The sequence below is a fragment of the Serratia proteamaculans genome (genome assembly GCF_004684015.1).
GTDB classification, from domain to species: Bacteria; Pseudomonadota; Gammaproteobacteria; order Enterobacterales; family Enterobacteriaceae; genus Serratia; species Serratia proteamaculans_F.
In genome coordinates, this window is the sequence record NZ_SRIA01000004.1 from 464,701 (window position 1) to 489,093 (window position 24,393).

Here is a 24,393-nt window from a genome sequence, read left to right on the forward strand (position 1 = left end):
GCGACAGGCACAAAACGGAGAGAAACTATGTTTGAACCAATGGAACTAACCAATGACGCGGTGATTAAAGTCATCGGCGTCGGCGGTGGCGGTGGCAACGCCGTTGAGCACATGGTGCGCGAGCGCATCGAAGGTGTTGAATTCTTCGCCGTTAATACAGACGCTCAGGCGCTTCGTAAAACGGCAGTTGGCCAAACCATCCAGATCGGTAGCGGTATTACCAAAGGTCTGGGTGCGGGCGCGAACCCTGAAGTGGGTCGCAATTCAGCGGAAGAAGACCGTGAAGCCTTGCGTGCCGCACTCGATGGTGCAGACATGGTCTTCATTGCAGCCGGCATGGGCGGCGGTACCGGTACCGGTGCAGCGCCAGTCGTCGCAGAAGTTGCTAAAGATCTGGGTATTCTGACAGTGGCCGTGGTTACCAAGCCTTTCAATTTCGAAGGCAAGAAACGCATGGCATTCGCTGAGCAGGGTATTGCAGAGTTGTCCAAACATGTGGACTCACTGATCACTATCCCGAACGACAAGCTGTTGAAAGTTCTGGGTCGCGGTATTTCTCTGCTGGACGCGTTCGGCGCGGCTAACGACGTGCTCAAAGGCGCGGTGCAGGGTATTGCCGAACTGATCACCCGTCCGGGCCTGATGAACGTCGACTTCGCCGACGTGCGCACCGTAATGTCCGAAATGGGCTACGCGATGATGGGTTCCGGCGTTGCCTGTGGTGAAGACCGTGCTGAAGAAGCAGCGGAAATGGCGATCTCCAGCCCACTGCTGGAAGACATCGACCTGTCCGGCGCTCGCGGCGTTCTGGTCAACATCACCGCCGGTTTCGACCTGCGTTTGGATGAGTTCGAAACCGTGGGTAACACCATTCGTGCTTTCGCTTCCGACAATGCGACCGTAGTTATCGGTACCTCGCTGGATCCGGAAATGAACGACGAACTGCGCGTGACCGTGGTTGCGACCGGTATCGGCATGGACAAACGTCCGGAAATCACTCTGGTGACCAACAAACAGGCCAGCCAGCCAGTGATGGATCATCGCTACCAGCAGCACGGCATGTCGCCGTTGCCGCAGGAAGTGAAACCTGCCGCCAAGGTAGTTAACGATCCGACTGCGCAGCCTAATAAAGAGCCCGACTATCTCGATATTCCTGCCTTCCTGCGCAAGCAGGCAGACTAAGAATATCCTGAGAATTTGGAATCTCCGCTCTTTGTGCTAAACTGTCCCACCGGCCATGCTGTATGCTTGGTCGGTAGGATTGATAACATTGCGAGATAAAACGATGATCAAACAACGGACATTAAAACGTATTGTTCAGGCGACTGGTGTCGGTTTGCATACCGGCAAGAAAGTCACGCTGACAATGCGCCCCGCGGCGGCTAATACCGGGGTCATCTATCGTCGCACTGACTTGAATCCCCCGGTTGATTTTCCGGCTGATGCAAAATCCGTGCGTGATACCATGCTCTGCACCTGCCTGGTGAACGAGCATGACGTGCGTATTTCTACCGTTGAGCATCTTAATGCCGCGCTGGCTGGCTTGGGTATCGACAACATCGTTATCGAAGTTGACGCCGCCGAAATTCCTATCATGGACGGCAGTGCCAGCCCGTTCGTCTTCCTGTTGCTGGATGCCGGCATTGAAGAACTGAACTCCGCGAAGAAATTCCTGCGTCTGAAAGACACCGTGCGTGTTGAAGATGGCGACAAGTGGGCCGAGCTGTCCCCGCATAACGGGTTCCGCCTGGACTTCACCATCGACTTCAACCACCCGGCTATCGATGCCAGTACGCAACGCTACCGCCTTGATTTCTCTGCCGACTCGTTCGTGCGTCAAATCAGCCGTGCGCGTACCTTCGGTTTTATGCGTGACATCGAGTATTTACAGTCACGTGGCCTGGCGCTGGGTGGCAGCTTTGACTGCGCTATCGTGGTAGATGATTACCGCGTTCTGAACGAAGACGGCCTGCGCTTTGAAGACGAATTCGTACGCCACAAAATGCTGGACGCCATCGGCGACCTGTTCATGTGCGGCCATAACATCATTGGCGCGTTCACCGCGTACAAGTCTGGTCATGCGCTGAACAACAAACTGCTGCAAGCGGTTCTGGCGAAACAGGAAGCGTGGGAATTTGTCACCTTCCAGGACGAAGCCGAAATGCCACTGGCATTCAAAGCCCCGTCCACCGTATTGGCATAAGCTGATACCGCTGATTACTTATCACGACTGGTAGCGTTGGCACCTTCTCCGGCCAGCGATGCCAGTCGTTCCAATATCTTGCGCAGTTTTTCTGGGCTACGGCTCGCCAATCCCCTTAATTCCTCAGCACTTTCCTGACTCAAATGACGCATAGGCACCTTCGCCTGCGTATTTCCTGCGGTTTTTGCGGCGTTCTGCACAAGGTTGCTCCCTTTTGCCATCAAGGCCGGATTAATCCTGATGTCGATCGACGACAATGATGGTAGAATTTGCGCTCGTAGTGCAGATAATAAAGCCGGTTGTTCGTAGCGTAGACGCATCATCCAGCTGGCATTTGCCGTTTCTAGCACTAAAATACCCTGTCGGAAATTTGCGACGCGGCACCAGGGATGCAGTTGAACCGGCAACACGCCTTTCACTGCACGGTTAAGCTTTAGCAGCGCCACTGCGCGTTGCTGGACGTTATGCAGCGGGCCTTTGTCTTCTGTGTTAGCGTCGTCAAACAGGGAATCTAATAATTGTGGACGGCTATCGCGCATAATGGGCTCCGGCGGATAATAAACTCGTGATCGGTATTCTAAATCGTTGGCGACAATTTGGCAGACGTTATTTCTGGCCCCATCTCCTGTTAGGGATGGTCGCGGCCACGCTTGGCGTACCTACAAATCTGTCCGGCACGCCCGATCAAGCCGCTCTGCCGAGCACCTCGTCCAGCCTTAACCGACAAAATTCCGTCAGCGGTGCCTTTAATAGCCTGGCATTGCTGCAGGAAGCGCATCGCCGCCCGACGTTCAGTGTCGATTATTGGCACCAGCATGCGCTTCGTACCGTCATTCGTCACCTTTCTTTTGCTCTTGCACCGCAGGCGGTTTTCGCGCGGGGGCAGGAAAGAGAAGCGGAAGCGACCGAACCCCCATTACAGGTAGCGCAACTGGCGCTGCTTTCTACTCTCAACGCGCTGCTGACTCATGAGTCGAAGCCGCCGACCATCATTCGTAATACCCACCATGCCGTGCTGCCTGCCTTTGCGCAGCATCAGACGGGGCTGTGGCTGGCACAGGTACAGGGCATTCGCGCCGGACCCGCAGCCTTAAGCTGATTTCTTGCCCGTCGGGCGACAAAAAACCTAAAAATAACAGCAAATTGACGGCCTGTATTGGCTGTCATGACAGAGATATCAAACATCATGTTAGTGAAATTATTGACCAAAGTTTTTGGTAGCCGTAACGATCGTACACTGCGCCGTATGCGTAAAGCGGTTGAGCAGATCAATCAGATGGAACCGGACATGGAAAAACTGTCCGATGACGAACTGAAAGCCAAGACCAACGAGTTCCGTGCGCGCCTGGAAAAAGGCGAAGTGCTGGAAAACCTGCTGCCGGAAGCCTTCGCCGTAGTGCGCGAGTCAAGCAAACGCGTATTTGGCATGCGTCACTTCGACGTGCAGCTGCTGGGCGGTATGGTACTGAACGATCGCTGTATCGCAGAGATGCGTACCGGTGAAGGTAAAACCCTGACTGCAACCCTGCCGGCCTATCTGAACGCCCTGAGCGGTCGTGGCGTGCACGTGGTCACAGTGAACGACTATCTGGCACAGCGTGACGCCGAAAATAACCGCCCACTGTTCGAGTTCCTCGGCCTGAGCATCGGTATCAACCTGCCAGGTATGCCGGCACCGGCCAAGCGTGAAGCCTATGCCGCCGACATTACCTACGGTACCAACAACGAATACGGCTTCGACTACCTGCGCGACAACATGGCGTTCAGTCCGGAAGAGCGAGTTCAGCGCAAGCTGCACTATGCGTTGGTGGATGAGGTTGACTCCATCCTGATCGATGAAGCGCGTACCCCGTTGATCATCTCCGGTCCGGCTGAAGACAGCTCCGAGATGTATATCAAGGTCAACAAGCTGATCCCTAAACTGATCCGTCAGGAAAAAGAAGATTCCGATTCCTTCCAGGGCGAAGGCCACTTCTCGGTTGACGAGAAAGCGCGCCAGGTGCACCTGACCGAACGCGGTCTGATCCTGATCGAAGAAATGCTGATGGAAGCCGGCATCATGGATGACGGCGAGTCACTGTACTCCCCGACCAACATCATGCTGATGCACCATGTGACCGCCGCGCTGCGTGCCCACGTGCTATTTACCCGTGACGTTGACTACATCGTAAAGGACGGTGAAGTCATTATCGTTGACGAACACACCGGCCGTACCATGCAGGGCCGTCGCTGGTCTGATGGTCTGCATCAGGCGGTGGAAGCCAAAGAAGGCGTGGAAATTCAGAACGAGAACCAGACGCTGGCCTCCATCACCTTCCAGAACTACTTCCGTCTGTACGAGAAGCTGGCGGGGATGACCGGTACCGCCGACACCGAAGCCTTTGAATTCAGCTCTATCTACAAACTCGATACCATAGTGGTGCCGACTAACCGTCCGATGATCCGTAAGGACATGCCGGATCTGGTCTACATGACCGAGCTGGAGAAGATTGGTGCCATCATTGAAGATATCCGTGAACGTACCGTTAACGGGCAACCGGTGCTGGTGGGGACTATCTCGATTGAAAAATCCGAAGTCGTTTCCCGCGAACTGACCAAAGCTGGTATTGATCACAAGGTTCTGAACGCCAAATTCCACGCCATGGAAGCGGATATCGTAGCCCAGGCCGGTCAAAGCCGTGCGGTCACTATTGCCACCAACATGGCCGGTCGTGGTACCGATATCGTGCTGGGCGGCAGCTGGCAGGCCGAGATTGAACAGTTGGAAGATCCGACTGAAGAGCAAATTGCTGAAATTAAGGCAGCCTGGAAAATCCGTCATGATGCGGTCCTGGCCGCAGGTGGTTTGCACATCATTGGTACCGAGCGCCATGAATCACGCCGTATCGATAACCAGTTGCGTGGCCGTTCAGGTCGTCAGGGTGACGCCGGTTCATCCCGCTTCTACCTGTCGATGGAAGATGCCCTGATGCGTATTTTCGCCTCGGATCGTGTTTCCAGCATGATGCGTAAACTGGGTATGAAAGAAGGTGAGGCCATTGAGCACCCATGGGTCACCAAGGCGATTGCCAACGCACAGCGTAAAGTGGAAAGCCGCAACTTTGACATTCGTAAGCAATTGCTGGAATACGATGACGTAGCCAACGATCAGCGCCGCGCTATCTACAGCCAGCGTAACGAACTGTTGGACGTGTCTGACGTTAGCGAAACCATCACCAGCATCCGTGAAGACGTGTTCAAAACCACTATCGACGGCTACATTCAGCCACAGTCGCTGGAAGAAGAGTGGGATATTCAGGGGCTGACAGAGCGCCTGAAAAACGACTTCGATCTGGATATGCCAATCGCCGAATGGTTGGACAAAGAGCCTGAGCTGCACGAAGAAACTCTGCGTGAGCGTATTCTGGAAAAAGCTAAAGAAGAGTACCAGCGTAAAGAAGAAGTGGTTGGCGTCGAAATGATGCGCAACTTCGAGAAAGGCGTGATGCTGCAGACACTGGATTCCCTGTGGAAAGAGCATCTGGCGGCGATGGACTATCTGCGTCAGGGCATCCATCTGCGTGGTTATGCGCAGAAAGATCCTAAGCAGGAGTACAAGCGTGAATCCTTCAACATGTTTGCCACCATGCTGGAATCGCTGAAGCATGAAGTGATCAGCGTACTGAGCAAGGTACAGGTACGGATGCCGGAAGAGGTTGAAGCGCTGGAGCTGCAGCGTCGTGAAGAAGCCGAGCGCCTGGCCAAGCAGCAACAGCTGAGCCACTATGAAGAAAATGCGCTGGTTACCGAAGATCCGAATGCGCCGGCAACGGCGGAACGTAAAGTAGGGCGTAACGATCCTTGCCCATGCGGTTCCGGTAAAAAATACAAACAGTGCCACGGCCGTCTGCAGAACTAAGTCTGGCAATGTTTAATCAATAAAACCAGGGGTTCAGCGTGCTGAGCCCCTGTTTTTTGGGGTGAAGCCCGTGCCCCGATGAATCAATCAGGAGGATGCGATGAAACATCTGAACATCGCCGTTGGCATCATTCGTAACGCCCAGCAGGAAATCTTTATTACCCGACGCGCCGCCGATTCGCATATGGCCGGTTTTTGGGAGTTCCCTGGCGGCAAGATTGAACAGGGGGAGACGCCGGAGCAGGCACTTAACCGTGAGTTGCAGGAAGAAACCGGCATTGAAACCGAGCGTGCAGAGCTACTGGAAGTACTTGAGCACCGTTTTAGCGATCGTATCGTGACGCTGAATTTTTATCTGGTAGAGGGGTGGGCGGGTGAACCCTTTGGCCGTGAAGGCCAGCCAATGCGCTGGGTGAAGCAGGCTGATTTGCGGGAAGAGGAATTCCCAGAGGCTAATGTCAGTATTATCAAGCTGCTGGTAGCACAGGCGAACGCTGCACAGTAAAACGAGCGGTCTGGCGTCTGCCAGGCCGACAAAAAAGGCCGATCAGCGATCGTCTTATTCGACTCGTCCATGAGTCTCACCCTTACAGGGCCGCTGCAAGCAGCGTTCAAATCGGTTCCGGACCGATTTGTCGTTCACTCCATTCTTCACTTTCCGACAGATCGCTGTTGCTGGGAATGCGCTTTTCTTCATCGGCCCACTCGCCCAGATCGATTAACTGGCAGCGCTTACTGCAAAACGGGCGGAACGGGCTCACTTCACCCCAAACTACACCTTTGCCACAGGTTGGGCATTTCACTACGGTCGTCATATCTGTTCCTTACTCCCTTCCAACACGTGAAAGGTTTTCATGTCATTGGGTTAGCAACAGGCCAACTCAAAGGTTAATCGTTCCGGCACTACGCCAAGCTCACTGTCCAGCGGCAGGAAGCGGATCGCATAACGCGTTTTATGGCCGGAAATCTGCGGATAAAGTTGGTGTGCCAGATTGATGCGCAAGCGCAACAGATCGGCGCCTTCTGCGTTATCCTGGAAGAAACCGTTCAAACTGATCTGATTGCGAAACTGCCCAGACTGACGGATCAGATCCAGCACCATGGTCAGCGCCTGGTTCAGTGGCTCCAGCGTTTGCTGCCATTTGGCTACATCATCATCACGTTCTTGCTGGGGCGCATGCATCCACATGTGCAGCGTCGGCAAGTCAAAGCTACAACACCCGCCGGGGATGCTCAGGCGTTGACGCACCAGACTGATCAGTCGATCTTCACGCAGCGACTGGCCGAGACGCGGGGCAGACATCAATGCTGCTCCGCGCTGTTTCAACTGGTTGCGCAACTGATCCACCAGCGACATATCGACACCTGGCACATCGGCCCAGGCCAACAGCTTTTGCTGCTGCCGTTCCAGCTCTTTCAGTAACTCAGTGCGCACTTCGCCGCGTTCCAGCACGTCGAGCAGATCGGCGACGGTACGGAAGAAGGTCAGGGCGATGGCTGTTTCGCTCAATGCCCGCTGGCCGTGCAATTGCTGCAGTAAAAACTCCATACGCAACCAGGTGCGCATTTTTTCATTCAACGGGTGTTCAAAAAGAACGCTTGGGGAAACATCACTCATTCAGTTTAATCCTGTCGGGTCGCTGATGCCGCCAGCTCAAGGTAACGGCGATGCAGTGCGGCAACCAATGGCTCTATCCCCTGAGCGGTGCCGCTATTATCAATTATGTCATCTGCAGCGGCCAGGCGCTGCTCGCGCGTGACCTGCGCGGACAGTATGTTCTGTGCCTGCTGACGGCTGATACCGTCGCGGGCGATGGTTCTGGCCAACTGAGTCTCACCGTCAACGTCGACCACCAGGACGCGATCGGCGCGCGCTTGCAGATTGTTTTCAACCAGCAGGGGAACCACCCAAAGTGCATAAGGACTGGTCACTTGCGCCAGTTGGCGTTGGGTTTCCTGATGAATCAGCGGGTGCAGCAGTTGGTTCAGCCAGTTCTTTTCATCAGGATTACTGAAGATACGCTGACGCAGTGCGGCACGGTTTAGCATGCCATCAGGCTGCAACATTTCATTACCAAAACGTTTGGCGATAGCCGCCAACGCTGGGGTGCCAGGCTCGACAACTTGCCGGGCGATAACGTCTGCGTCGACCACCGTCACGCCATGGCGGGCAAAGGCGTCTGCTACGGTCGACTTACCGCTGCCGATACCCCCTGTCAACGCAACAATGTAGGCCATGGTAGGGAATACACCTGATGTTCATAAAAAAATAATAGACGAATCATAAAGCGATCGCGCAGAAGTGCAAGTCAGCAGGCGGCGCTTGTCTGGCAGCTTGCGCTGTCTGGTGAGAAAAAACGCAGGCGGAAAGAGAAAATGAGCGGGCGGTCACACTGCGCTTTCGCAGGTAAATTTGTCGGATTGTAGCGTAAATAAAGGAGAATTCGCAGTCTTGTCCGGCGATTTTTAGCGCGTATGATAGCGTCACTGGAACTGGCACAAACAACGTTCGATCACAACCCTGCGATCCGTCGCCATAAACCAGGAAATCATAAGTCATGCGTATTGAAGAAGATTTGAAGTTAGGCTTTAAAGATGTGCTGATTCGCCCTAAGCGCTCCACGCTGAAAAGCCGTTCAGAAGTTGAACTGGAACGCCAGTTTACCTTCAAACATTCTGGCTTGAGCTGGTCCGGCGTGCCGATTATCGCCGCCAACATGGACTCGGTCGGTACCTTCAGCATGGCAGAGGCCCTGGCTTCCTTCGACGTACTCACCGCCGTACACAAACACTACACCCTTGAACAATGGGCCGCATTTGTGCAGCGCGTACCGGCATCGGTGCTGCGCCACGTTATGGTCTCAACCGGTACTTCAGAAGCTGATTTTGTGAAGATGCAGCAAATTCTGGCCTTGTCGCCAGGGCTGAAGTTTATCTGCATCGACGTCGCCAACGGTTACTCAGAGCATTTTGTCGCTTTCTTGCAGAAAGCGCGTGAAGCCTGTCCGAACCACGTAATCTGTGCCGGTAACGTAGTTACTGGTGAAATGGTTGAAGAGTTGATCCTCTCCGGTGCCGATATCGTCAAAGTGGGTATTGGCCCTGGGTCAGTCTGCACCACCCGAGTGAAAACCGGCGTGGGTTACCCGCAGCTGTCTGCGGTGATCGAGTGCGCCGATGCGGCACACGGCCTGGGCGGTCAGATCGTCAGTGATGGCGGTTGTTCGGTGCCGGGTGATGTGGCGAAAGCCTTTGGTGGCGGCGCAGATTTTGTCATGTTGGGTGGCATGCTGGCCGGTCATGACGAGTGTGAAGGCACCGTAGTGGAAGAAAACGGCGAGAAATTCATGCTGTTCTACGGTATGAGTTCCGAGTCGGCGATGAAGCGTCACGTTGGTGGTGTTGCCCAGTACCGTGCGGCCGAAGGTAAAACCGTCAAACTGCCATTGCGTGGTGAGGTTGAGTTTACCGTCCGTGACATTCTCGGCGGCCTGCGCTCCGCTTGCACTTATGTCGGTGCAGAGCGTCTGAAAGAGCTGACTAAACGCACCACCTTCATCCGCGTAGCGGAGCAGGAAAACCGCGTGTTCGGCAGTAACTGATTTAGCCTGATCCAACCTCGGGTGCAGCTTATTGATGCTGTGCCCAGGGTTCTCCAGCGTTATCCCAAAACATTCCCCAACTGGAATATCGGCAAATACATGGCGATCACCAGCGTGCCGACAATTCCGCCCACCACCAGCATCAAGATCGGTTCCAGCGTTTGCGCCAGCGTATCGGCCAACTCAAAAGTTTGCTGTTCATGCCACAGCGCCAGTTTGCCCAACAGTATATCTAACGAACCTGATTCTTCGCCCACCCGGACTAACTGCTGACAAAGCGCGGGGAAAAGCGCCTGCTCCCCCAACGCGCTGTGGAAAGTCTGGCCCTGCGCTATTTGTTGCTGCACTTTCTCCATCGCCTGGCGGTAAAACAGGTTGTCCACCGACAGCGCTGCGGCGTTCAATCCTTCAACCAGCGTGAGCCCGGCCTGTTGGGTCATGGCCAGAATGCGGAATATTTGGCTCAGGCAACCGCCTTTGATCAGTTGTGCAATCAACGGCAGACGCAGTAATGCCGCCTGTTCACGCCTGCGCCAGTGTGGCTGCGGATGCAGTCTTCGAAAATAAGCCAATATCGTGCAGCCCAGAGCCAGCACCAGCCAGGGGCCGCTGTGGATTAACCCGTTGGAAAGATTAAGCAGCCCCTGAGTAAACCAGGGTAGCGGCGCATTAAAGGACTGATAGACGCCGGCAAATTCCGGCAACACCATCACCAACATCAGAATGCTCACCAACAGCGCTACTGCGCAGATAAACAAGGGATAACGTAGCGCCTTAACCACTTTCTTTTGCAATTTTTGCTGTGCTTCCTGTTGTTGGGCCAGTTGCAGGCAACACTCATCCAGGTGACCGGTCAGTTCCCCAATGGCGATTAACTGACGGTAGATCAGAGGAAAGATGGCCTGTTGCCCGGCGATAACCTCCGAAAAGGGTTGGCCTTGTTGCACCTGTTCGCTGATGTCTCGCAGCAGGCAGCGCCAGGCGGCAGACGGGTGTTCTGTCGCCAGCAATTGTAACCCGCTGACCAGCGGCAACCCGGCCTGTAGCAAGGTGGCAAGTTGACGGGTGAATTCGATTAAGGATTCTCCGCGCCACTGACTGGGGGCAATACGTTTCCCGCGGTTAATCTGGCAGGGCTGTAGCCCTTGTTCAATCAGCCAGTGGCTGACCAAATTTTTTTCGCTGCTCATCAGTTCGCCCTCGCGGAGTTGGCCCTGCGGGTCAACCGCCTGCCAGAGGAAAAGGCGCAGCGCTTTCACGGAGCCTCCTCACCGGCAATGATACCGACAATGCGATACACCTCTTCCAGCGAGGTGATACCTTGCGAAACCAGTGTTAACCCGGCTTGCAGCAGCGTTGTCTGCCCTTGTTGCTGTGCAATGTCGGCCAGTTGGCCGGGGGCAGCGCCCTGTAACAGACCGGTCTGCACCTCTGGGGTGATAGTGAGCAATTCATACACCCCAATGCGGCCGTAGTAGCCGCCAAAGCAGTGCTCGCAGCCGTCGGCTTGCCAGGGCAACAAGGGTATGGCCCAAATTGCGGCGGGGAACCGAACCGGTTGGCTTTGCTGATAGCGGCAGTGGCTGCAAAGTTTGCGCACCAGTCGCTGGGCGATCACCAGCTTCAGGCAGGCGGCAATCAGATAGCCGGGAATACCCATATGGGTCAGGCGCGTCAGGGTTTCGCTGGTGGAGTTGGTGTGTAATGTGGACAACACCAGATGGCCGGTTTGCGCGGCTTTAACCGCTATCTCTGCCGTTTCCCTGTCGCGGATTTCACCGATCATGATCACGTCCGGATCTTGTCGCAGCAAGGCGCGTAAAACGCGGGAAAAATCCAGATCGGTTTTGGCATTAATTTGCGTCTGATTAACGCCGAACAACGGGATCTCGATCGGATCCTCGACGCTGCATAAATTACTTTGCGCATCATTCAACTGACGCAGGCCGCTGTACAGGGTGACGGTTTTACCGCTACCGGTCGGGCCGGTGACCAGGATCATACCCTGTGGGCAAGACAATGCCGCGGCAAACTCTGCCAACGCCGCCGGATCCATTCCCAGCCGATCCAGCGGCAGCTCCTGGCGTTCGGTTTGCAGGATCCGCAGCACGACTTTTTCGCCGTGCAGTGTGGGCAGAGTGGCGATGCGCATTGAGTAACTGGCGTTATCCAATAGCACGCTGAGCTGGCCATCCTGCGGCAGGCGACGCTCGGCAATGTCCAACTGCCCCATGATCTTCAGCCGGGCGGTAAGGCGAGCGGCGAGCGTGAATGGCGGTGAGGCTATCGCCTGCAGTACCCCGTCGATACGTAGCCGGATACGCAGCGTCTGTTGGTAAGGCTCGAAATGAATATCCGAGGCACGTCGTTGAATGGCGATGCGCAGCGTCTGATTGATAAACTGCACAACGGGGGCGTCACTGTCGTCGTTTAACGAGGCCGTTTCAGGCTGTGCCTCCGGCGCTGCTTGCGGGCGTCGATCGCCTTGTATTTGCCGTTGGTTCAGTTCCATTTCCAGCCGGGCTGCCGGCCACTGTTCCAGATGGATACGCTTGCCGGTGGCGAAACGCAGCGCCGACAGCAGCGCCTGTGGCGCCTCCGCTGTCAGGGCCACATTCAGGCAGTACTGATCTTCGCTGAGCGCCAGCGCCTGGTAACGCCGGCACAATGCATGAATTTCGTCGCTGATTGTCGTACTCATGGCGTTGGCGTCGTGGCGGTAGTGTCAAAACGGAAAACTTCCTGACAGGTTTCCTGCAGATTGGCGTTGCTGCTGGTGCACTGGCGTGTCCAGCGTGTCAGTCCGCTGGCGTTTTGGGTTGGGGTCAGAGCGACCGTTAGCCCCTGCAGCGTTTGCGTACCGGTCAATGAGATCACCCCCTGGTCTACCTGAACCGCGCTGACGTAACGTGAGGCGTCACCGGCAGGGATCCCTTTGCTGCCGGCATTACAGCCAGCGGGCGCACCGCTGTCGAGCACGCATAGCTCAACGGCCAGCTTATACGGCGTCATGGTCTGCAGCATGTCGGTCATCGCTGCTTTTTGGATATAGCGCTGGTAGGCGGGAATGCCTATGGCGCTCAGGATGGCGATAATGGCGATCACCACCATCAGTTCGATCAGGGTAAAACCGCGCTGTGTTTCCATCTGTTGTTGCCTCCGTGTGAATGTGGAAGCAAAGGTAAGCGGACAGGGCGTGGGCTTCGAGCGGGTTATGGCTGTTTTGGGGCGCAGTTCCACAGCAACTTAATAGCATTGCACCGGAGGAGGAAAAGATGAGGCGAGCTTCGCAATTCTGACGAGAAAATACCTCCCCGATGGACAGGGAGGCAGGGATGACGGAGTTTATTTAAAGCGCATTGACAGATCGAGCGCGGTCACGTGTTTGGTCAGAGCACCAACAGAGATGTAATCCACGCCGGTTTCGGCGAAGGTGCGTAGGGTTTCACTGGTCACGTTACCTGAAACTTCCAATTGGGCACGCCCCTGAGTTTGCGCTACGGCGGTACGCATCATCTCGACGCTGAAATTATCCAACATGACGATGTCGGCACCGGCATCCAGTGCCTGCTGCAGTTCGTCCAGCGATTCGACTTCCACTTCGACCGGCACGTCGGCATGCAGCCAGAACGCCTTCTCGACCGCCTTTTTAATCGAACCGGAGGCAATGATGTGGTTTTCCTTAATCAGGAAGGCATCGGAAAGCCCCAGGCGATGGTTACTGCCGCCGCCGCACAGCACGGCATATTTCAGCGCGGTGCGCAGCCCTGGCAGGGTCTTGCGGGTGTCCAGCAGGCGGGTTTGTGTGCCCTGCAACAGCGCCACATAGCGGCTGACTTCGGTCGCTACGCCGGAAAGCGTCTGGACAAAATTCAGTGCGGTGCGTTCACCGGTCAACAATACCCGAGCCGGGCCGGTCAGTTTGCAGAGCGGCTGGTCTGGGACCAGGCGATCGCCATCCGTCACCTGCCATTCCACTTTCACCTGGTTACCCAGTTGGATGAAGACTTCATTCAGCCAGCGCTGGCCACAGAAGATGCCGGGCTCGCGGGTAATAATGGTGGCTTCGGCCTGGGTGTCGGCCGGTAATAATTGCGCGGTAATATCGCGTTCGGCATCGACTTCACCACCCAGGTCTTCACGCAGCGCCTGGGCAACGGCATAGGGGATATCGCTTTCAATTCGTTCAAGAAGCTCGGTGCGGCGACTGTCGGCACTGTAGCGGCGTGTCGGCATAGAAAACTCCGAAATGGACGGTAAGATCGTAGGGGGAACATGCTACTCTGTTGCCATGATAAGTACCACTGCAGTGCGGTGGTTGCGCCGCTAATCTGGCATTAATCCGATCCAGGGTCGATATTTGATCGGGATTTGAATCTGGCATCTCTGGAACAACCCGGCAAGCCCGATGACGCTATGCTTGGAACAATGGAAAGGGAGAGGAGTCGCTAATGACGCTGTTTACGCTGTTACTGGTTCTGGCGTGGGAACGTTTGTTCAAGCTGGGTGAGCATTGGCAGTTGGACCATCGCCTGGAGGTGGTGTTTCATCGGTTGCACCGGTTCTCGCTGGCACAGACGTTGCTGATGACCCTGGCCTGGATGGTGGTGGTCGGGGGCATTCTGTGGCTGGCTCAAGGGCTGTTTTTCGGCGTGGTGACGCTGTTGCTGTGGATCGTTATTGATTTGCTGTGTGTGGGTGCGGGCATCAAGCGTAAACACTATCGTGCTTATCTGAAAGCGGCGCGGCAGGGGGATGTTCATGCCAGCGACCAGATGGCGGAGGAGCTGGCACTGATCCACGGTTTGCCGGTGGATTGCAGCGAAGAGCTGCGCCTGCGTGAACTGCAAAATGCGTTGCTGTGGATTAACTTCCGTTATTATCTGGCACCGCTGTTCTGGTTCGTGGTCTGCGGGCCTTACGGACCGATTGCGCTGGCGGGCTACTCCTTCCTGCGTGCTTACCAAACCTGGTTGGCGCGCCATAATACCCCTCTGGAGCGTTCGCAGTCGGGCATCGATCATCTGTTGAACTGGCTGGACTGGATCCCGGTGCGTCTGGCGGGTGTGGCTTACGCCTTGTTTGGGCATGGTGAGAGAGCGCTGCCGGCATGGTTTGCGTCGCTGGGCGATCTCCATTCTTCGCAGTATCAGGTGCTGACGCGGCTGGCACAGTTTTCATTGGCGCGTGACCCCCATATGGATCCGGTACAGACCCCGCGGGCGGCGGTAACTCTGGCACGTAAGGTGACGATGATCATTGTGGTGGTGGTGGCACTGCTGACGATTTACGGCACCTTGCTCTGACGGCAAAGTTTGAAAATAAAAACGGGCGCTTAGCGCCCGTTTTTATTGGCTAGCCAAAACTTACAGCTTGGCGAAGCAGCGACGCGCGGCATCAATAGTGCGCTGAATGTCTTCTTTGCTGTGGGCAATGGACATAAAGCCGGCCTCGAAGGCCGAAGGTGCCAGATAAACCCCTTCCTCCAGCATCAGATGGAAGAAACGCTTAAAGCGCTCTACATCGCACTGCATCACGTCCTGGTAGCTGGTGACAGACGGCGCATCGGTAAAGAACAGGCCGAACATGCCGCCAACGTGGTTCACCACCAGCGCGACATTTTCTTCTTTAGCCGCGTGCAGCAGGCCGGTTGCCAGCATATCGGTCAGTTCGGTCAGCGTCTGGTGGACACCCACCTGCGAAACTTCGGTCAGGCAGGCAAAGCCGGCCGCCATCGCAATCGGGTTACCGGACAGCGTGCCCGCCTGATAGACCGGGCCGGTAGGGGCCAGTGCGGCCATCACTTCACGACGGCCGCCGAACGCGCCGACAGGCATGCCGCCACCGATGATTTTACCCAGGCAGGTGAGGTCAGGCACCACATCGTAATAGGCCTGTGCTCCGGCCAGCGCCACGCGGAAGCCGGTCATGACTTCATCGATAATCAGCAACGCACCGTACTTGTCGCACAGCGCGCGCAGGCCCGGCAGGAATTCCGGCAGTGGTGGTACACAGTTCATGTTACCGGCGACCGGTTCGACGATGATGCAGGCGATCTCGGAAGGGTACTGCTCGAAGGCGGTGCGTACCGAGTCCAGATCGTTAAAGGTGCAGGTCAGGGTGTGCTTGGCGAAGTCGGCGGGCACGCCTGGCGAGTTTGGCTGGCCCAGAGTGAGTGCACCGGAGCCGGCTTTCACCAGCAGGCAGTCGGCGTGGCCATGGTAGCAGCCTTCAAACTTGATGATTTTATCGCGGTTGGTATAGCCGCGAGCCAGGCGGATGGCACTCATGGTGGCTTCGGTCCCCGAGTTCACCATGCGTACCATATCCATGGTCGGCACCAGTTCGGTGACCAGTTCCGCCATTTTGACTTCCATCTCGGTAGGGGCGCCAAAGCTCAGGCCACGCTGTGCCGCTTCAATGACCGCGTTGCGGATCGCCGGGTGGTTGTGCCCCAGTACCATTGGGCCCCAGGAACCGACGTAGTCGATATAGGCTTTGCCGTCGACGTCGAACAGGTAAGCCCCGTCCGCCCGTTCGATAAACAGTGGCACACCGCCAACGCCGTTGAATGCACGCACCGGAGAGTTAACCCCGCCTGGGATTACCTGTTTTGCCTGGGCATACAGACTTTCGGACTTGCTGTGTAAGCTCATAAATCGGCTCCTGGATTCTGTTTGAATGATTTGACCGCGCTATTCTAGTGAAGTGTTCGTCGATATGAAACGATCACAGACAGATACCTATTTTGAGGGGCGGTCAGTGAGCAGGTAGGCTAGAATAATCGGCTGACCTATTTGTATTACATTTAATTCCATTAATGAATAACCCATTATGACTGAATTACAGCAACAGCCGCCGCTAGCGGCGGCCCCACGCCTAAAACGCAGTGACGCGGTGCGTCAGCTTATGCGCCGTGATAAAACACCGGTGGCGATCCTGTTAATGGCGGCAGTGGTGGGAGCCCTGGCGGGTTTGCTCGGCGTGGCGTTCGATAAAGCGGTAGATTGGGTGCAGCAGCAGCGTTTGTCCGGGCTGGCACAGGTCGCCGATTATTGGATCCTGGTTTGGCCGCTGGCCTTCATTATTTCCGCCCTGTTGGCGGTGCTGGGGTACTACCTGGTAAACCGCTTTGCCCCAGAGGCGGGCGGTTCGGGTATCCCGGAGATCGAAGGAGCGCTGGAAGAGCTGCGCCCGGTGCGCTGGTGGCGAGTGATCCCGGTGAAGTTTATCGGCGGCATGGGCACGCTGGGGGCTGGCATGGTGCTGGGCCGCGAAGGGCCTACGGTGCAAATGGGAGGCAACGTCGGACGCATGGTGCTGGATATCTTCCGTATGCGCGGTGCCGAAGCGCGTCATTCGCTATTGGCCACGGGTGCGGCAGCTGGGCTTTCTGCCGCCTTCAACGCGCCACTGGCAGGCATTCTGTTTATCATTGAAGAGATGCGCCCGCAGTTCCGCTATAACCTGATCTCAATTAAAGCGGTGTTTATCGGCGTCATTATGTCGAGCGTGGTGTTCCAGCTGTTCAATGGCGAAGGGTCGGTAATTGCGGTGGGCAAGCTTTCTTCGGCACCGATTAACACCCTTTGGCTGTATCTGGTGCTCGGGGCGATCTTTGGTGCGGTGGGGGTCATGTTCAACGCGCTGATTTTCCGTACCCAGGACATGTTCGCTCGTCTGCACGGCGGCAAAATGCGCAAGGTTTTGCTGATAGGCGGTTTGCTCGGCGGTATCTGCGGCATTTTGGGGCTGATCCAGCCGGAAGCCGCAGGCGGGGGTTTTGGGCTGATCCCGATCGCCGCTGCCGGTAACTACAGCGTCGGCATGCTGATGTTTATTTTTATTACCAGGGTGATCACCACGCTGTTATGTTTCGGCTCCGGCGCGCCGGGCGGGATTTTTGCGCCAATGCTGGCGTTGGGCACACTGTTTGGTACCGCCTTTGGCCTGGCCGGTGCCCATTTGTTCCCCGCGTACGGCATCGAGGCCGGTACCTTTGCCATTGCCGGTATGGGCGCCCTGTTTGCTGCCACGGTGCGTGCGCCCCTGACCGGCATTGTGCTGGTGTTGGAAATGACCGATAACTACCAACTGATACTGCCAATGATTATTACCTGCCTGGGCGCTACCCTGGTGGCACAGTTCCTCGGAGGTAAACCGTTGTATTCCTCCATATTGGCCCGTACCTTACAGCGTCAGGAAGCGTTGCGGACACGCGAAGCAGCAGATAAAACAGGTAAAGAAGATACAACAAATGCGGTGAATACTTGAACGCAACACTCAGGTATTGGATAATCATTAACATTAATCCGGCCGCCATTGTAGCGACCTGATGCAGAACAATGTTGGGAGTAAAGAGTATGAGTGATGAAACAGCACTGCCCCTGCAATTTACCGAGGCAGCAGCAAGCAAGGTTAAAGTCCTGATTGCTGATGAAGAAAATCCGGATCTGAAGTTGCGGGTTTATATTACCGGTGGCGGCTGCAGCGGATTCCAGTACGGCTTCACTTTTGACGATAAGGTCAACGATGGTGACATGACCATCGAGAAGCAGGGTGTTGCGCTGGTGGTTGACCCCATGAGCCTGCAATACCTGGTCGGCGGCTCGGTCGATTACACCGAAGGGCTGGAAGGCTCACGCTTCGTGGTGACCAACCCGAACGCCAAAACCACCTGTGGCTGCGGGTCTTCGTTCAGCGTCTGATCCTGCCTGCCGTAGCATTAAACCCGCCAACCTTATCGGTTTGCGGGTTTTTTTATTGCTACCATTCCACGGTGACCAGTTCCTGATGAGGGGCATTTTCACCTTTGGTCAGCAACTGACTGCGGGTGACTTTAGGCTGGCTATCGGCCGTACCACCGCACTTTACCTGAGGCACTGAGTCATCGATATGCACGCTGCACTTTGGGGTAATCGTCAGGCTGACACCGATTTGTCCGCTGGTGGCACCGGCATAAACGAACGGGCTGCACAGCAATATGCTGAATAAGAAGATAATATTTTTCATAATTTGGAAACGGCTATCCGTAAGCAATCACATAATGGCTTATCGGCAAAAAGTTAATAAAATTTAACAGGGCGGGATAATAATTAACCTGGGGTTAAAAAGTTTATTACATTGTTTTCCCTGAGCTTTTCAGACGTTGATAATAACACTTTGCTTATTAATTAGTCGAAAATTCTGTTTTTAAATGTGACGGGCAGATAAGACTCCGCCCGTAGAGACAGGCGGAGGAGTTAGCGTTCGAGGATAAAGGCGGGGAGTTTCAGGTGCCAGCGAATGGCCGCCAGGCGGATCGCCAGCGTGATGCCCATGCCGAGCATCATTGCCTGTTGCAGCGGCATACCAAAGGTCGCAAAGGCCGTAGCATGCACAATGCCGCCGATAATACAGGCGGTGGCGTAAATTTCAGTTCGCAGGATCATCGGAATTTCCCGCGCCAACACGTCGCGGATAATGCCGCCGCCCACTCCGGTGATTACCCCCATGCAGATTGCCACCAGTGGGCTGGCGTCCGCAGCGAAGGCTTTATTAACCCCGATGCCGACAAATACGGCCAGCCCGACGGCGTCCAATACCGGCAAGATCCACTTGGGCAGGCGGCGCGGCTGGCGTACCAGCAACAGCGTCAGCACGCAGGTGATCATGGCCACCACCAGGTCAGTGGGGTCCTTTACCCAGAACACCGGCCCGTTAGCCAACGCCATATCGCGGATGGTGCCGCCGCCGACTGCCGTGACCACGCCCAGCACCAGCACGCCGAACGGATCCATCCGTAGCTTGCCCGCCAGCAATACCCCGGAGATGGCGAAAACCGCAGTGCCGAGAATATCCAGCCAAAACACCAGCATTAATGGATCTCCGCCAGTTGACTGCACAGTTGCTGCGCCGCCAGCATGATGCGCGGACCGGCGCGGTTGAACCAGTCCCCATTCACTGCCAGTACCGGCACTTCTAATTGCGGAGCCCAGAAGGCTTTCACGCTGGCGATTTCTTTTTGGTCACCGGTAATGACGATGGCCTGTGGTTGGCGAGCCAGTACCTGTTCGCGGCTGATTTGCGGCCAGGGCATGCGGCTGTTGGCAAAGATGTTCTCAGCGCCACACAGTGACAGCACCTGGCTTTGCAAGGTGGCACTGGAACTGGTGAACAGCGGCTGGGTGCCAAATTGCAGCAGCACACGTCGCGGCTGGCTGTGCGGGTATTTTGCTTTCAGTGCGGCAATTTGCTGACGGAATGCCTCTGCCGCCTGATGCGCTTGTTCGGGGTGCGGGCTGTATTGAGCCAGATCATCGAGTCGCTGCGCGATGTCATCGATATTGCTGGCATCGGCATAAAAGATCGGGATGCCAAAAGCGGCAATCTGATCCAGTACCCGCTGCGGATTGCCTCCGCGCCAGGCCAGGATCAGGTCCGGTTTCAGCGCCAGCACCCGCTCCAGGTTGATGCCTTGCCAGGAAGCGACTTGCTCGAGCTTTTTGGCCGCCGGTGGATAGTCGGAATAGGCGCTCACGGCCAACAGGGTGTCGCCCATACCGGCAGCATAGGCCAGTTCGGTGGTGTTGGGGGCCAGGCTGATCACTCGCTGGGCAGCGCCAACAGGCAGCGCCACCCATAATGCCAATAACCACAGCAGGGGGGAAAAGCGTCGCGTCACATCAACCGCGCTTAGACAGGGTTTGCAGCATGGCGTTGACCATCAGCGTAGATTGCTTGGCTGCTACGGTAAGGAACTCTTCAAAACTCATGTGCGATTCACTGTCGGCCACGTCAGAGATCGCCCGTACGACCACAAATGGTGTACCGAACAGGTGGCAGACGTGCCCGACAGCCGCCGCTTCCATTTCGACTGCCGCCACGCTCGGGAAGGTTGCGCGGATGCGTGCCAATGGTTCAGCGCCGTTAATGAAGGCATCGCCGCTGCAGATCAGACCGCGTACCGCATTCAGGCCCAACTGTTTGATGCAGCCTTCTGCCAGTGCAATCAGCGCGTCATCTGCCACAAACGCTGCCGGGCAGCCGGCCATTTGGCCAGGCTCGTAACCAAAGGCGGTGACGTCGGCATCGTGATAGCGCACTTCTTCGGATACCACGATATCGCCAACCTTCAGCGTGCTGGCCAGGCCACCGGCGGAACCGGTATTGATCACCAGATCCGGCTTGCAGTGTTCCAGCAACAAGGTGGTGCCCATGGCGGCAGAAACCTTACCGATGCCTGACTTAAGCAGTGCCACTTCAACGCCACCGATCTGACCGGTATAGATTTCACAGCCTGCGCGTTGAAGGGTCTGACGGTTTTCAATTTGATCGCGCAGCAAGGTGACTTCCTGCTCCATTGCGCCGATGATGCCTACTTTCATAAATAACACTCACTGATTGGGTGTGGGAATTTCACCATAGTCTATCATGGCTCTCATAGAGAGATAATCCGTTGCATATGCCGCCGGGAATTGTTATCACGGGGGCAGGGTGCAACGGCGGAGATACAGATGTCCGGGATCGACTTTAAGCAGAAAATCAGCTTCCAGCGGCCATTCAGCAAGCCAATTGAAGCCGGGGAAGAATACGACATTGTCCGGCAGTTCGAGAGCGATCGTGGGCGTATAGTCAATTCCGCCGCCATTCGCCGTCTGCAGCAAAAAACCCAGGTGTTTCCTCTCGAACGTAATGCCGCGGTTCGCAGTCGCCTGACGCACTCGATGGAGGTGCAACAGGTCGGAAGGCATATCGCCAAAGAGATCCTCAATCGTTTTAAACAAGACGGGCGAGTCGACGAACTCGGCCTGACCAAACTGCTGGATCCCTTTGAAAGTATTGTCGAAATGGCCTGCCTGATGCATGACATCGGCAATCCGCCTTTCGGGCACTTTGGTGAGTCGGCGATCAACAACTGGTTTTCCCAGCGCCTCGATCCCGCCAGCTGTGGCAGTGAGCCGGCCAGCAACGATCGTTGCCAGGTCAGTGCACTGCGGCTGCATGAAGGCGAGAGCGATCTTAACCGCCTGCGTAGCCGTATCCGTCAGGATCTCAGCCACTTCGAAGGCAATGCCCAGGCTATCCGGTTGGTGCACACGCTGCTGAAGCTTAACCTGACCTACGCGCAGGTGGGCTGTATCCTGAAATATACCCGCCCGGCCTATTGGGCCAGTGCTATTCCTGCCAGCCATAACTACCTGATGAAAAAACCGGGCTTTTATCTGGCGGAAGAGGCGTTTGTCGATCGGCTGCGGCGCGAGCTGAATATGGGTGAGTTCGATCGCTTCCCATTGACCTATATTATGGAAGCGGCTGATGATATTTCGTACTGCGTGGCCGATTTGGAAGATGCGGTGGAAAAAAATATTTTCACCGTCGAGCAGCTTTACCAGCATTTAACTCAGGAATGGGGCGAGGTTACGCCGGGTGATTTGTTTGATAAAACCGTGGCCAGCGCATTTCGCAAAATCGATCGCGGTGGTGCGCGGCGCAGTAGTGAAGATCAGTTCTTCATGTATTTACGGGTATTTACCGTGGCGCGGTTGGTCCCGCATGCGGCGCAGCGTTTTATTGATAACCTGGAGGCGGTCTACCGGGGGAACTTTAATCAGGCGCTGCTGGAGGACTCCAGCCCGGCTTACCAATTGCTGAAAATCTTCAAAAATGTCGCGTTCAAACACGTGTTCAATCACCCGGAAGTAGAACAGCTTGAGCTGCAGGGCTACCGGGTCATCAGCGGCCTGCTGGATATCTACAGCCCACTGTTGGCGATGCCGCTGGCGGACTTTACCCTGCTGGTGCAGGAAGACAGTCATCGTGCCTATCCGATCGAAACGCGTCTGTTTCATAAGCTTTCAACCAAACATCGGTTGGCCTATATCGAAGCGATTGAGGGCCTGCAGCATCTGTCATCCGAGCAGTTGGCGATCCGCGAGTATTATTTCCGTGCGCGTTTGCTGCAGGATTATATCAGCGGTATGACCGATCTTTATGCCTATGACGAATACCGGCGATTAATGGCTGCTGAATAATTCATTCAGCTAATAAATATTATTTTAAGCATTTTGCTTGGCGGTTCAGGATCTATTTCGAGTTTTGTAAAGACGGACAATATTTGTTTACTATTACCAATAACCTGCGCTGGAACTTAGCGGTATTAATAGGTTCTGATTATGCACAAAGACCCTAATATTTTCTGAACGACTTTTATAAGAGACACACAGATGAAAAAAACCGCATTAGTTCTGAGCGCATTGGCATTCAGTATTGGTATGGCGATGGGCCCGATGACGGCCAGCGCCGCAGAAAGCGCTTCTTCCAGCACTCAACAGTTGCCAAGCCTGGCACCGATGCTGGAAAAAGTGATGCCTTCCGTGGTGAGCATCAATGTTGAAGGCAGCACCACGGTCAATACGCCGAAGATGCCACAGCAGTTCCAGCAGTTCTTCGGTGAGGACTCGCCATTCTGTCAGGACGGTTCACCCTTCCAGGGATCGCCTATGTGTCAGGGCGGTGGGGCAGGTGGTGAGCCGGGTGCACCCGGTCAGGGCACTCAGCAAAAATTCCAGGCGTTGGGCGCAGGGGTAATTATTGATGCCGCTAAAGGCTACGTGGTGACCAACAATCACGTGGTGGATAATGCCAACAAAATTCAGGTTCAATTGAGCGATGGCCGTAAATTTGACGCCAAGGTGATCGGTAAGGATCCCCGTTCCGATATCGCGTTAATTCAGTTGAAAGACTTTAAAAATCTGACGGCGATAAAAATGGCCGATTCCGAACAACTGCGGGTCGGTGATTACACCGTTGCGATCGGCAACCCTTACGGCTTGGGTGAAACCGCGACTTCCGGTATCGTTTCTGCGCTGGGTCGTAGCGGGCTGAATATCGAAAATTACGAGAACTTTATCCAGACCGATGCAGCGATTAACCGTGGGAACTCCGGCGGTGCGCTGGTTAACCTGAACGGTGAACTGATCGGTATTAACACCGCTATTCTGGCACCGGACGGCGGCAATATCGGTATCGGTTTTGCCATCCCGAGCAACATGGTGAAAAACCTGACGGCGCAAATGGTCGAGTATGGCCAGGTTAAACGCGGCGAATTGGGCATTATGGGTACCGAGCTGAATTCTGAGCTGGCGAAAGCGATGAAAGTGGACGCGCAGCGCGGGGCCTTTGTCAGCCAGGTGATGCCGAAATCTTCCGCCGCCAAGGCAGGTATCAAGGCCGGTGACGTGATTGTTACCATGAACGGTAAAGCCATCTCCAGCTTTGCCTCGTTCCGGGCGGAAATAGGGACTCTGCCGGTAGGCAGCAAAATGTCGCTGGGGATCATCCGCGACGGCAAGCCTGTCACCGTGGACGTCACACTGGAGCAAAGTTCTCAGACTCAGGTTGAATCCGGCAACATTTACACCGGTATCGAAGGCGCCGAACTGAGCAATGGCCAGGCCGGCGCTCAGAAAGGCGTGAAGGTGGATAACGTCAAGGCCGGCAGCGCCGCTGCACGCATCGGCCTGAAAAAAGGCGACTTTATCCTTGGGGTTAACCAGCAGCCAATCCAGAACCTGGGTGAACTGCGTAAAATCCTCGACAGCAAACCGTCGGTACTGGCGCTGAATATCCTGCGCGGTGACACCACGTTGTATCTGTTGATGCAGTAATCGTTAACCGGTTTTCCCTTGGAAGGCACGCTACGGCGTGCC

At 55.5% G+C, this 24,393-nt stretch carries 24 protein-coding genes; 11 read left to right on the top strand and 13 right to left on the bottom strand.

Annotated features, from left to right (window positions below; translation table 11 throughout):
- Positions 1-27: 27 nt before the first annotated feature.
- Together ftsZ and lpxC are read left to right on the top strand one after the other, a co-directional pair.
- Positions 28-1,182: a cell division protein FtsZ gene (ftsZ, locus tag E5C26_RS03725; protein WP_004950150.1), complete on the top strand. Its 1,155-nt coding sequence runs from the start codon at positions 28-30 to the stop codon at positions 1,180-1,182.
- Positions 1,183-1,285: 103 nt separating this feature from the next.
- Complete coding sequence (lpxC, locus tag E5C26_RS03730; RefSeq protein WP_017891607.1) at positions 1,286-2,203, top strand: UDP-3-O-acyl-N-acetylglucosamine deacetylase; 918 nt, start codon at positions 1,286-1,288, stop codon at positions 2,201-2,203.
- Positions 2,204-2,217: 14 nt separating this feature from the next.
- Here the strand turns inward: lpxC and E5C26_RS03735 are convergent, their stop codons facing one another.
- Complete coding sequence (locus E5C26_RS03735) at positions 2,218-2,742, bottom strand: DUF721 domain-containing protein (protein ID WP_135315109.1); 525 nt, start codon at positions 2,740-2,742, stop codon at positions 2,218-2,220.
- A 26-nt stretch (positions 2,743-2,768) separates the two neighbouring features.
- Here E5C26_RS03735 and secM point away from each other — a divergent pair, with 26 nt between their 5' ends.
- From secM to mutT, 3 genes are all read left to right on the top strand, one after another.
- A complete protein-coding gene (gene secM / locus E5C26_RS03740) occupies positions 2,769-3,302 on the top strand; it encodes a secA translation cis-regulator SecM (RefSeq protein ID WP_135315110.1) in 534 nt (177 codons plus the stop codon).
- Between the two features lie 87 nt (positions 3,303-3,389).
- The gene (secA, locus tag E5C26_RS03745) at positions 3,390-6,101 is read left to right on the top strand and encodes a preprotein translocase subunit SecA (protein ID WP_135315111.1); all 2,712 of its coding nucleotides are present in this window, start codon (positions 3,390-3,392) and stop codon (positions 6,099-6,101) included.
- A 100-nt stretch (positions 6,102-6,201) separates the two neighbouring features.
- On the top strand, positions 6,202-6,606 hold the full coding sequence (gene mutT / locus E5C26_RS03750; RefSeq protein WP_085120238.1) for an 8-oxo-dGTP diphosphatase MutT: 405 nt from the start codon (positions 6,202-6,204) through the stop codon (positions 6,604-6,606).
- Between the two features lie 106 nt (positions 6,607-6,712).
- On the opposite strand, the gene yacG is transcribed toward mutT, so the two are convergent.
- The 3 genes from yacG to coaE are packed head-to-tail and all read right to left on the bottom strand — an operon-like array spanning position 6,713 to position 8,339.
- Entirely contained in the window at positions 6,713-6,916 is a 204-nt protein-coding gene (gene yacG, locus E5C26_RS03755) for a DNA gyrase inhibitor YacG (RefSeq protein WP_112348023.1), read from the bottom strand.
- A gap of 50 nt (positions 6,917-6,966) precedes the next feature.
- A complete protein-coding gene (gene zapD, locus E5C26_RS03760) occupies positions 6,967-7,719 on the bottom strand; it encodes a cell division protein ZapD (RefSeq protein ID WP_135315112.1) in 753 nt (250 codons plus the stop codon).
- A 5-nt stretch (positions 7,720-7,724) separates the two neighbouring features.
- A complete protein-coding gene (coaE, locus tag E5C26_RS03765) occupies positions 7,725-8,339 on the bottom strand; it encodes a dephospho-CoA kinase (RefSeq protein WP_135315113.1) in 615 nt (204 codons plus the stop codon).
- A 320-nt stretch (positions 8,340-8,659) separates the two neighbouring features.
- On the opposite strand from coaE, the gene E5C26_RS03770 reads away from it, so the two are divergent.
- A complete protein-coding gene (locus E5C26_RS03770) occupies positions 8,660-9,703 on the top strand; it encodes a GMP reductase (protein WP_012005223.1) in 1,044 nt (347 codons plus the stop codon).
- A gap of 59 nt (positions 9,704-9,762) precedes the next feature.
- Here the strand turns inward: E5C26_RS03770 and hofC are convergent, their stop codons facing one another.
- The 4 genes from hofC to nadC form a co-directional block, all read right to left on the bottom strand.
- Positions 9,763-10,962 carry a protein transport protein HofC gene (gene hofC, locus E5C26_RS03775; protein WP_135315114.1) on the bottom strand — a complete coding sequence of 400 codons (1,200 nt, stop codon included), beginning with the start codon at positions 10,960-10,962 and terminating at the stop codon, positions 9,763-9,765.
- Entirely contained in the window at positions 10,959-12,404 is a 1,446-nt protein-coding gene (gspE, locus tag E5C26_RS03780; protein ID WP_135315115.1) for a type II secretion system protein GspE, read from the bottom strand. The genes hofC and gspE overlap by 4 nt, the downstream gene beginning before the upstream one ends.
- Positions 12,401-12,850: a prepilin peptidase-dependent pilin gene (gene ppdD / locus E5C26_RS03785; protein WP_135315116.1), complete on the bottom strand. Its 450-nt coding sequence runs from the start codon at positions 12,848-12,850 to the stop codon at positions 12,401-12,403. The genes gspE and ppdD overlap by 4 nt, the downstream gene beginning before the upstream one ends.
- Positions 12,851-13,048: 198 nt before the next feature.
- Positions 13,049-13,939 (bottom strand): carboxylating nicotinate-nucleotide diphosphorylase, encoded by an 891-nt coding sequence (gene nadC, locus E5C26_RS03790; protein ID WP_135315117.1) that lies wholly within the window; start codon positions 13,937-13,939, stop codon positions 13,049-13,051.
- A 215-nt stretch (positions 13,940-14,154) separates the two neighbouring features.
- Here nadC and ampE point away from each other — a divergent pair, with 215 nt between their 5' ends.
- Positions 14,155-15,009, top strand: coding sequence for a beta-lactamase regulator AmpE (gene ampE / locus E5C26_RS03795; protein WP_085120245.1), 855 nt, complete (start codon positions 14,155-14,157; stop codon positions 15,007-15,009).
- 60 nt (positions 15,010-15,069) lie between these two features.
- Here ampE and hemL read toward each other — a convergent pair whose 3' ends face one another.
- Entirely contained in the window at positions 15,070-16,359 is a 1,290-nt protein-coding gene (hemL, locus tag E5C26_RS03800) for a glutamate-1-semialdehyde 2,1-aminomutase (RefSeq protein WP_135315118.1), read from the bottom strand.
- Between the two features lie 178 nt (positions 16,360-16,537).
- Here hemL and clcA point away from each other — a divergent pair, with 178 nt between their 5' ends.
- Both clcA and erpA read left to right on the top strand, forming a co-directional pair.
- Positions 16,538-17,977 (top strand): H(+)/Cl(-) exchange transporter ClcA, encoded by a 1,440-nt coding sequence (gene clcA / locus E5C26_RS03805; RefSeq protein ID WP_135315119.1) that lies wholly within the window; start codon positions 16,538-16,540, stop codon positions 17,975-17,977.
- 89 nt (positions 17,978-18,066) lie between these two features.
- Positions 18,067-18,411 carry an iron-sulfur cluster insertion protein ErpA gene (gene erpA / locus E5C26_RS03810; RefSeq protein WP_012005231.1) on the top strand — a complete coding sequence of 115 codons (345 nt, stop codon included), beginning with the start codon at positions 18,067-18,069 and terminating at the stop codon, positions 18,409-18,411.
- A 58-nt stretch (positions 18,412-18,469) separates the two neighbouring features.
- Here erpA and E5C26_RS03815 read toward each other — a convergent pair whose 3' ends face one another.
- From E5C26_RS03815 to mtnN, 4 genes are all read right to left on the bottom strand, one after another.
- Entirely contained in the window at positions 18,470-18,715 is a 246-nt protein-coding gene (locus tag E5C26_RS03815; RefSeq protein WP_240775893.1) for a hypothetical protein, read from the bottom strand.
- Between the two features lie 230 nt (positions 18,716-18,945).
- Positions 18,946-19,560, bottom strand: coding sequence for a TRIC cation channel family protein (locus E5C26_RS03820; protein WP_135315120.1), 615 nt, complete (start codon positions 19,558-19,560; stop codon positions 18,946-18,948).
- On the bottom strand, positions 19,560-20,366 hold the full coding sequence (gene btuF / locus E5C26_RS03825) for a vitamin B12 ABC transporter substrate-binding protein BtuF (protein WP_135315121.1): 807 nt from the start codon (positions 20,364-20,366) through the stop codon (positions 19,560-19,562). The genes E5C26_RS03820 and btuF overlap by 1 nt, the downstream gene beginning before the upstream one ends.
- A gap of 1 nt (position 20,367) precedes the next feature.
- Positions 20,368-21,069, bottom strand: a complete 702-nt coding sequence (gene mtnN, locus E5C26_RS03830) for a 5'-methylthioadenosine/S-adenosylhomocysteine nucleosidase (protein WP_135315122.1) — start codon at positions 21,067-21,069, stop codon at positions 20,368-20,370.
- Between the two features lie 129 nt (positions 21,070-21,198).
- On the opposite strand from mtnN, the gene dgt reads away from it, so the two are divergent.
- The gene (gene dgt / locus E5C26_RS03835) at positions 21,199-22,716 is read left to right on the top strand and encodes a dGTPase (protein WP_135315123.1); all 1,518 of its coding nucleotides are present in this window, start codon (positions 21,199-21,201) and stop codon (positions 22,714-22,716) included.
- Positions 22,717-22,908: 192 nt separating this feature from the next.
- Positions 22,909-24,351 (top strand): serine endoprotease DegP, encoded by a 1,443-nt coding sequence (degP, locus tag E5C26_RS03840; RefSeq protein ID WP_135315124.1) that lies wholly within the window; start codon positions 22,909-22,911, stop codon positions 24,349-24,351.
- Positions 24,352-24,393: the final 42 nt, after the last annotated feature.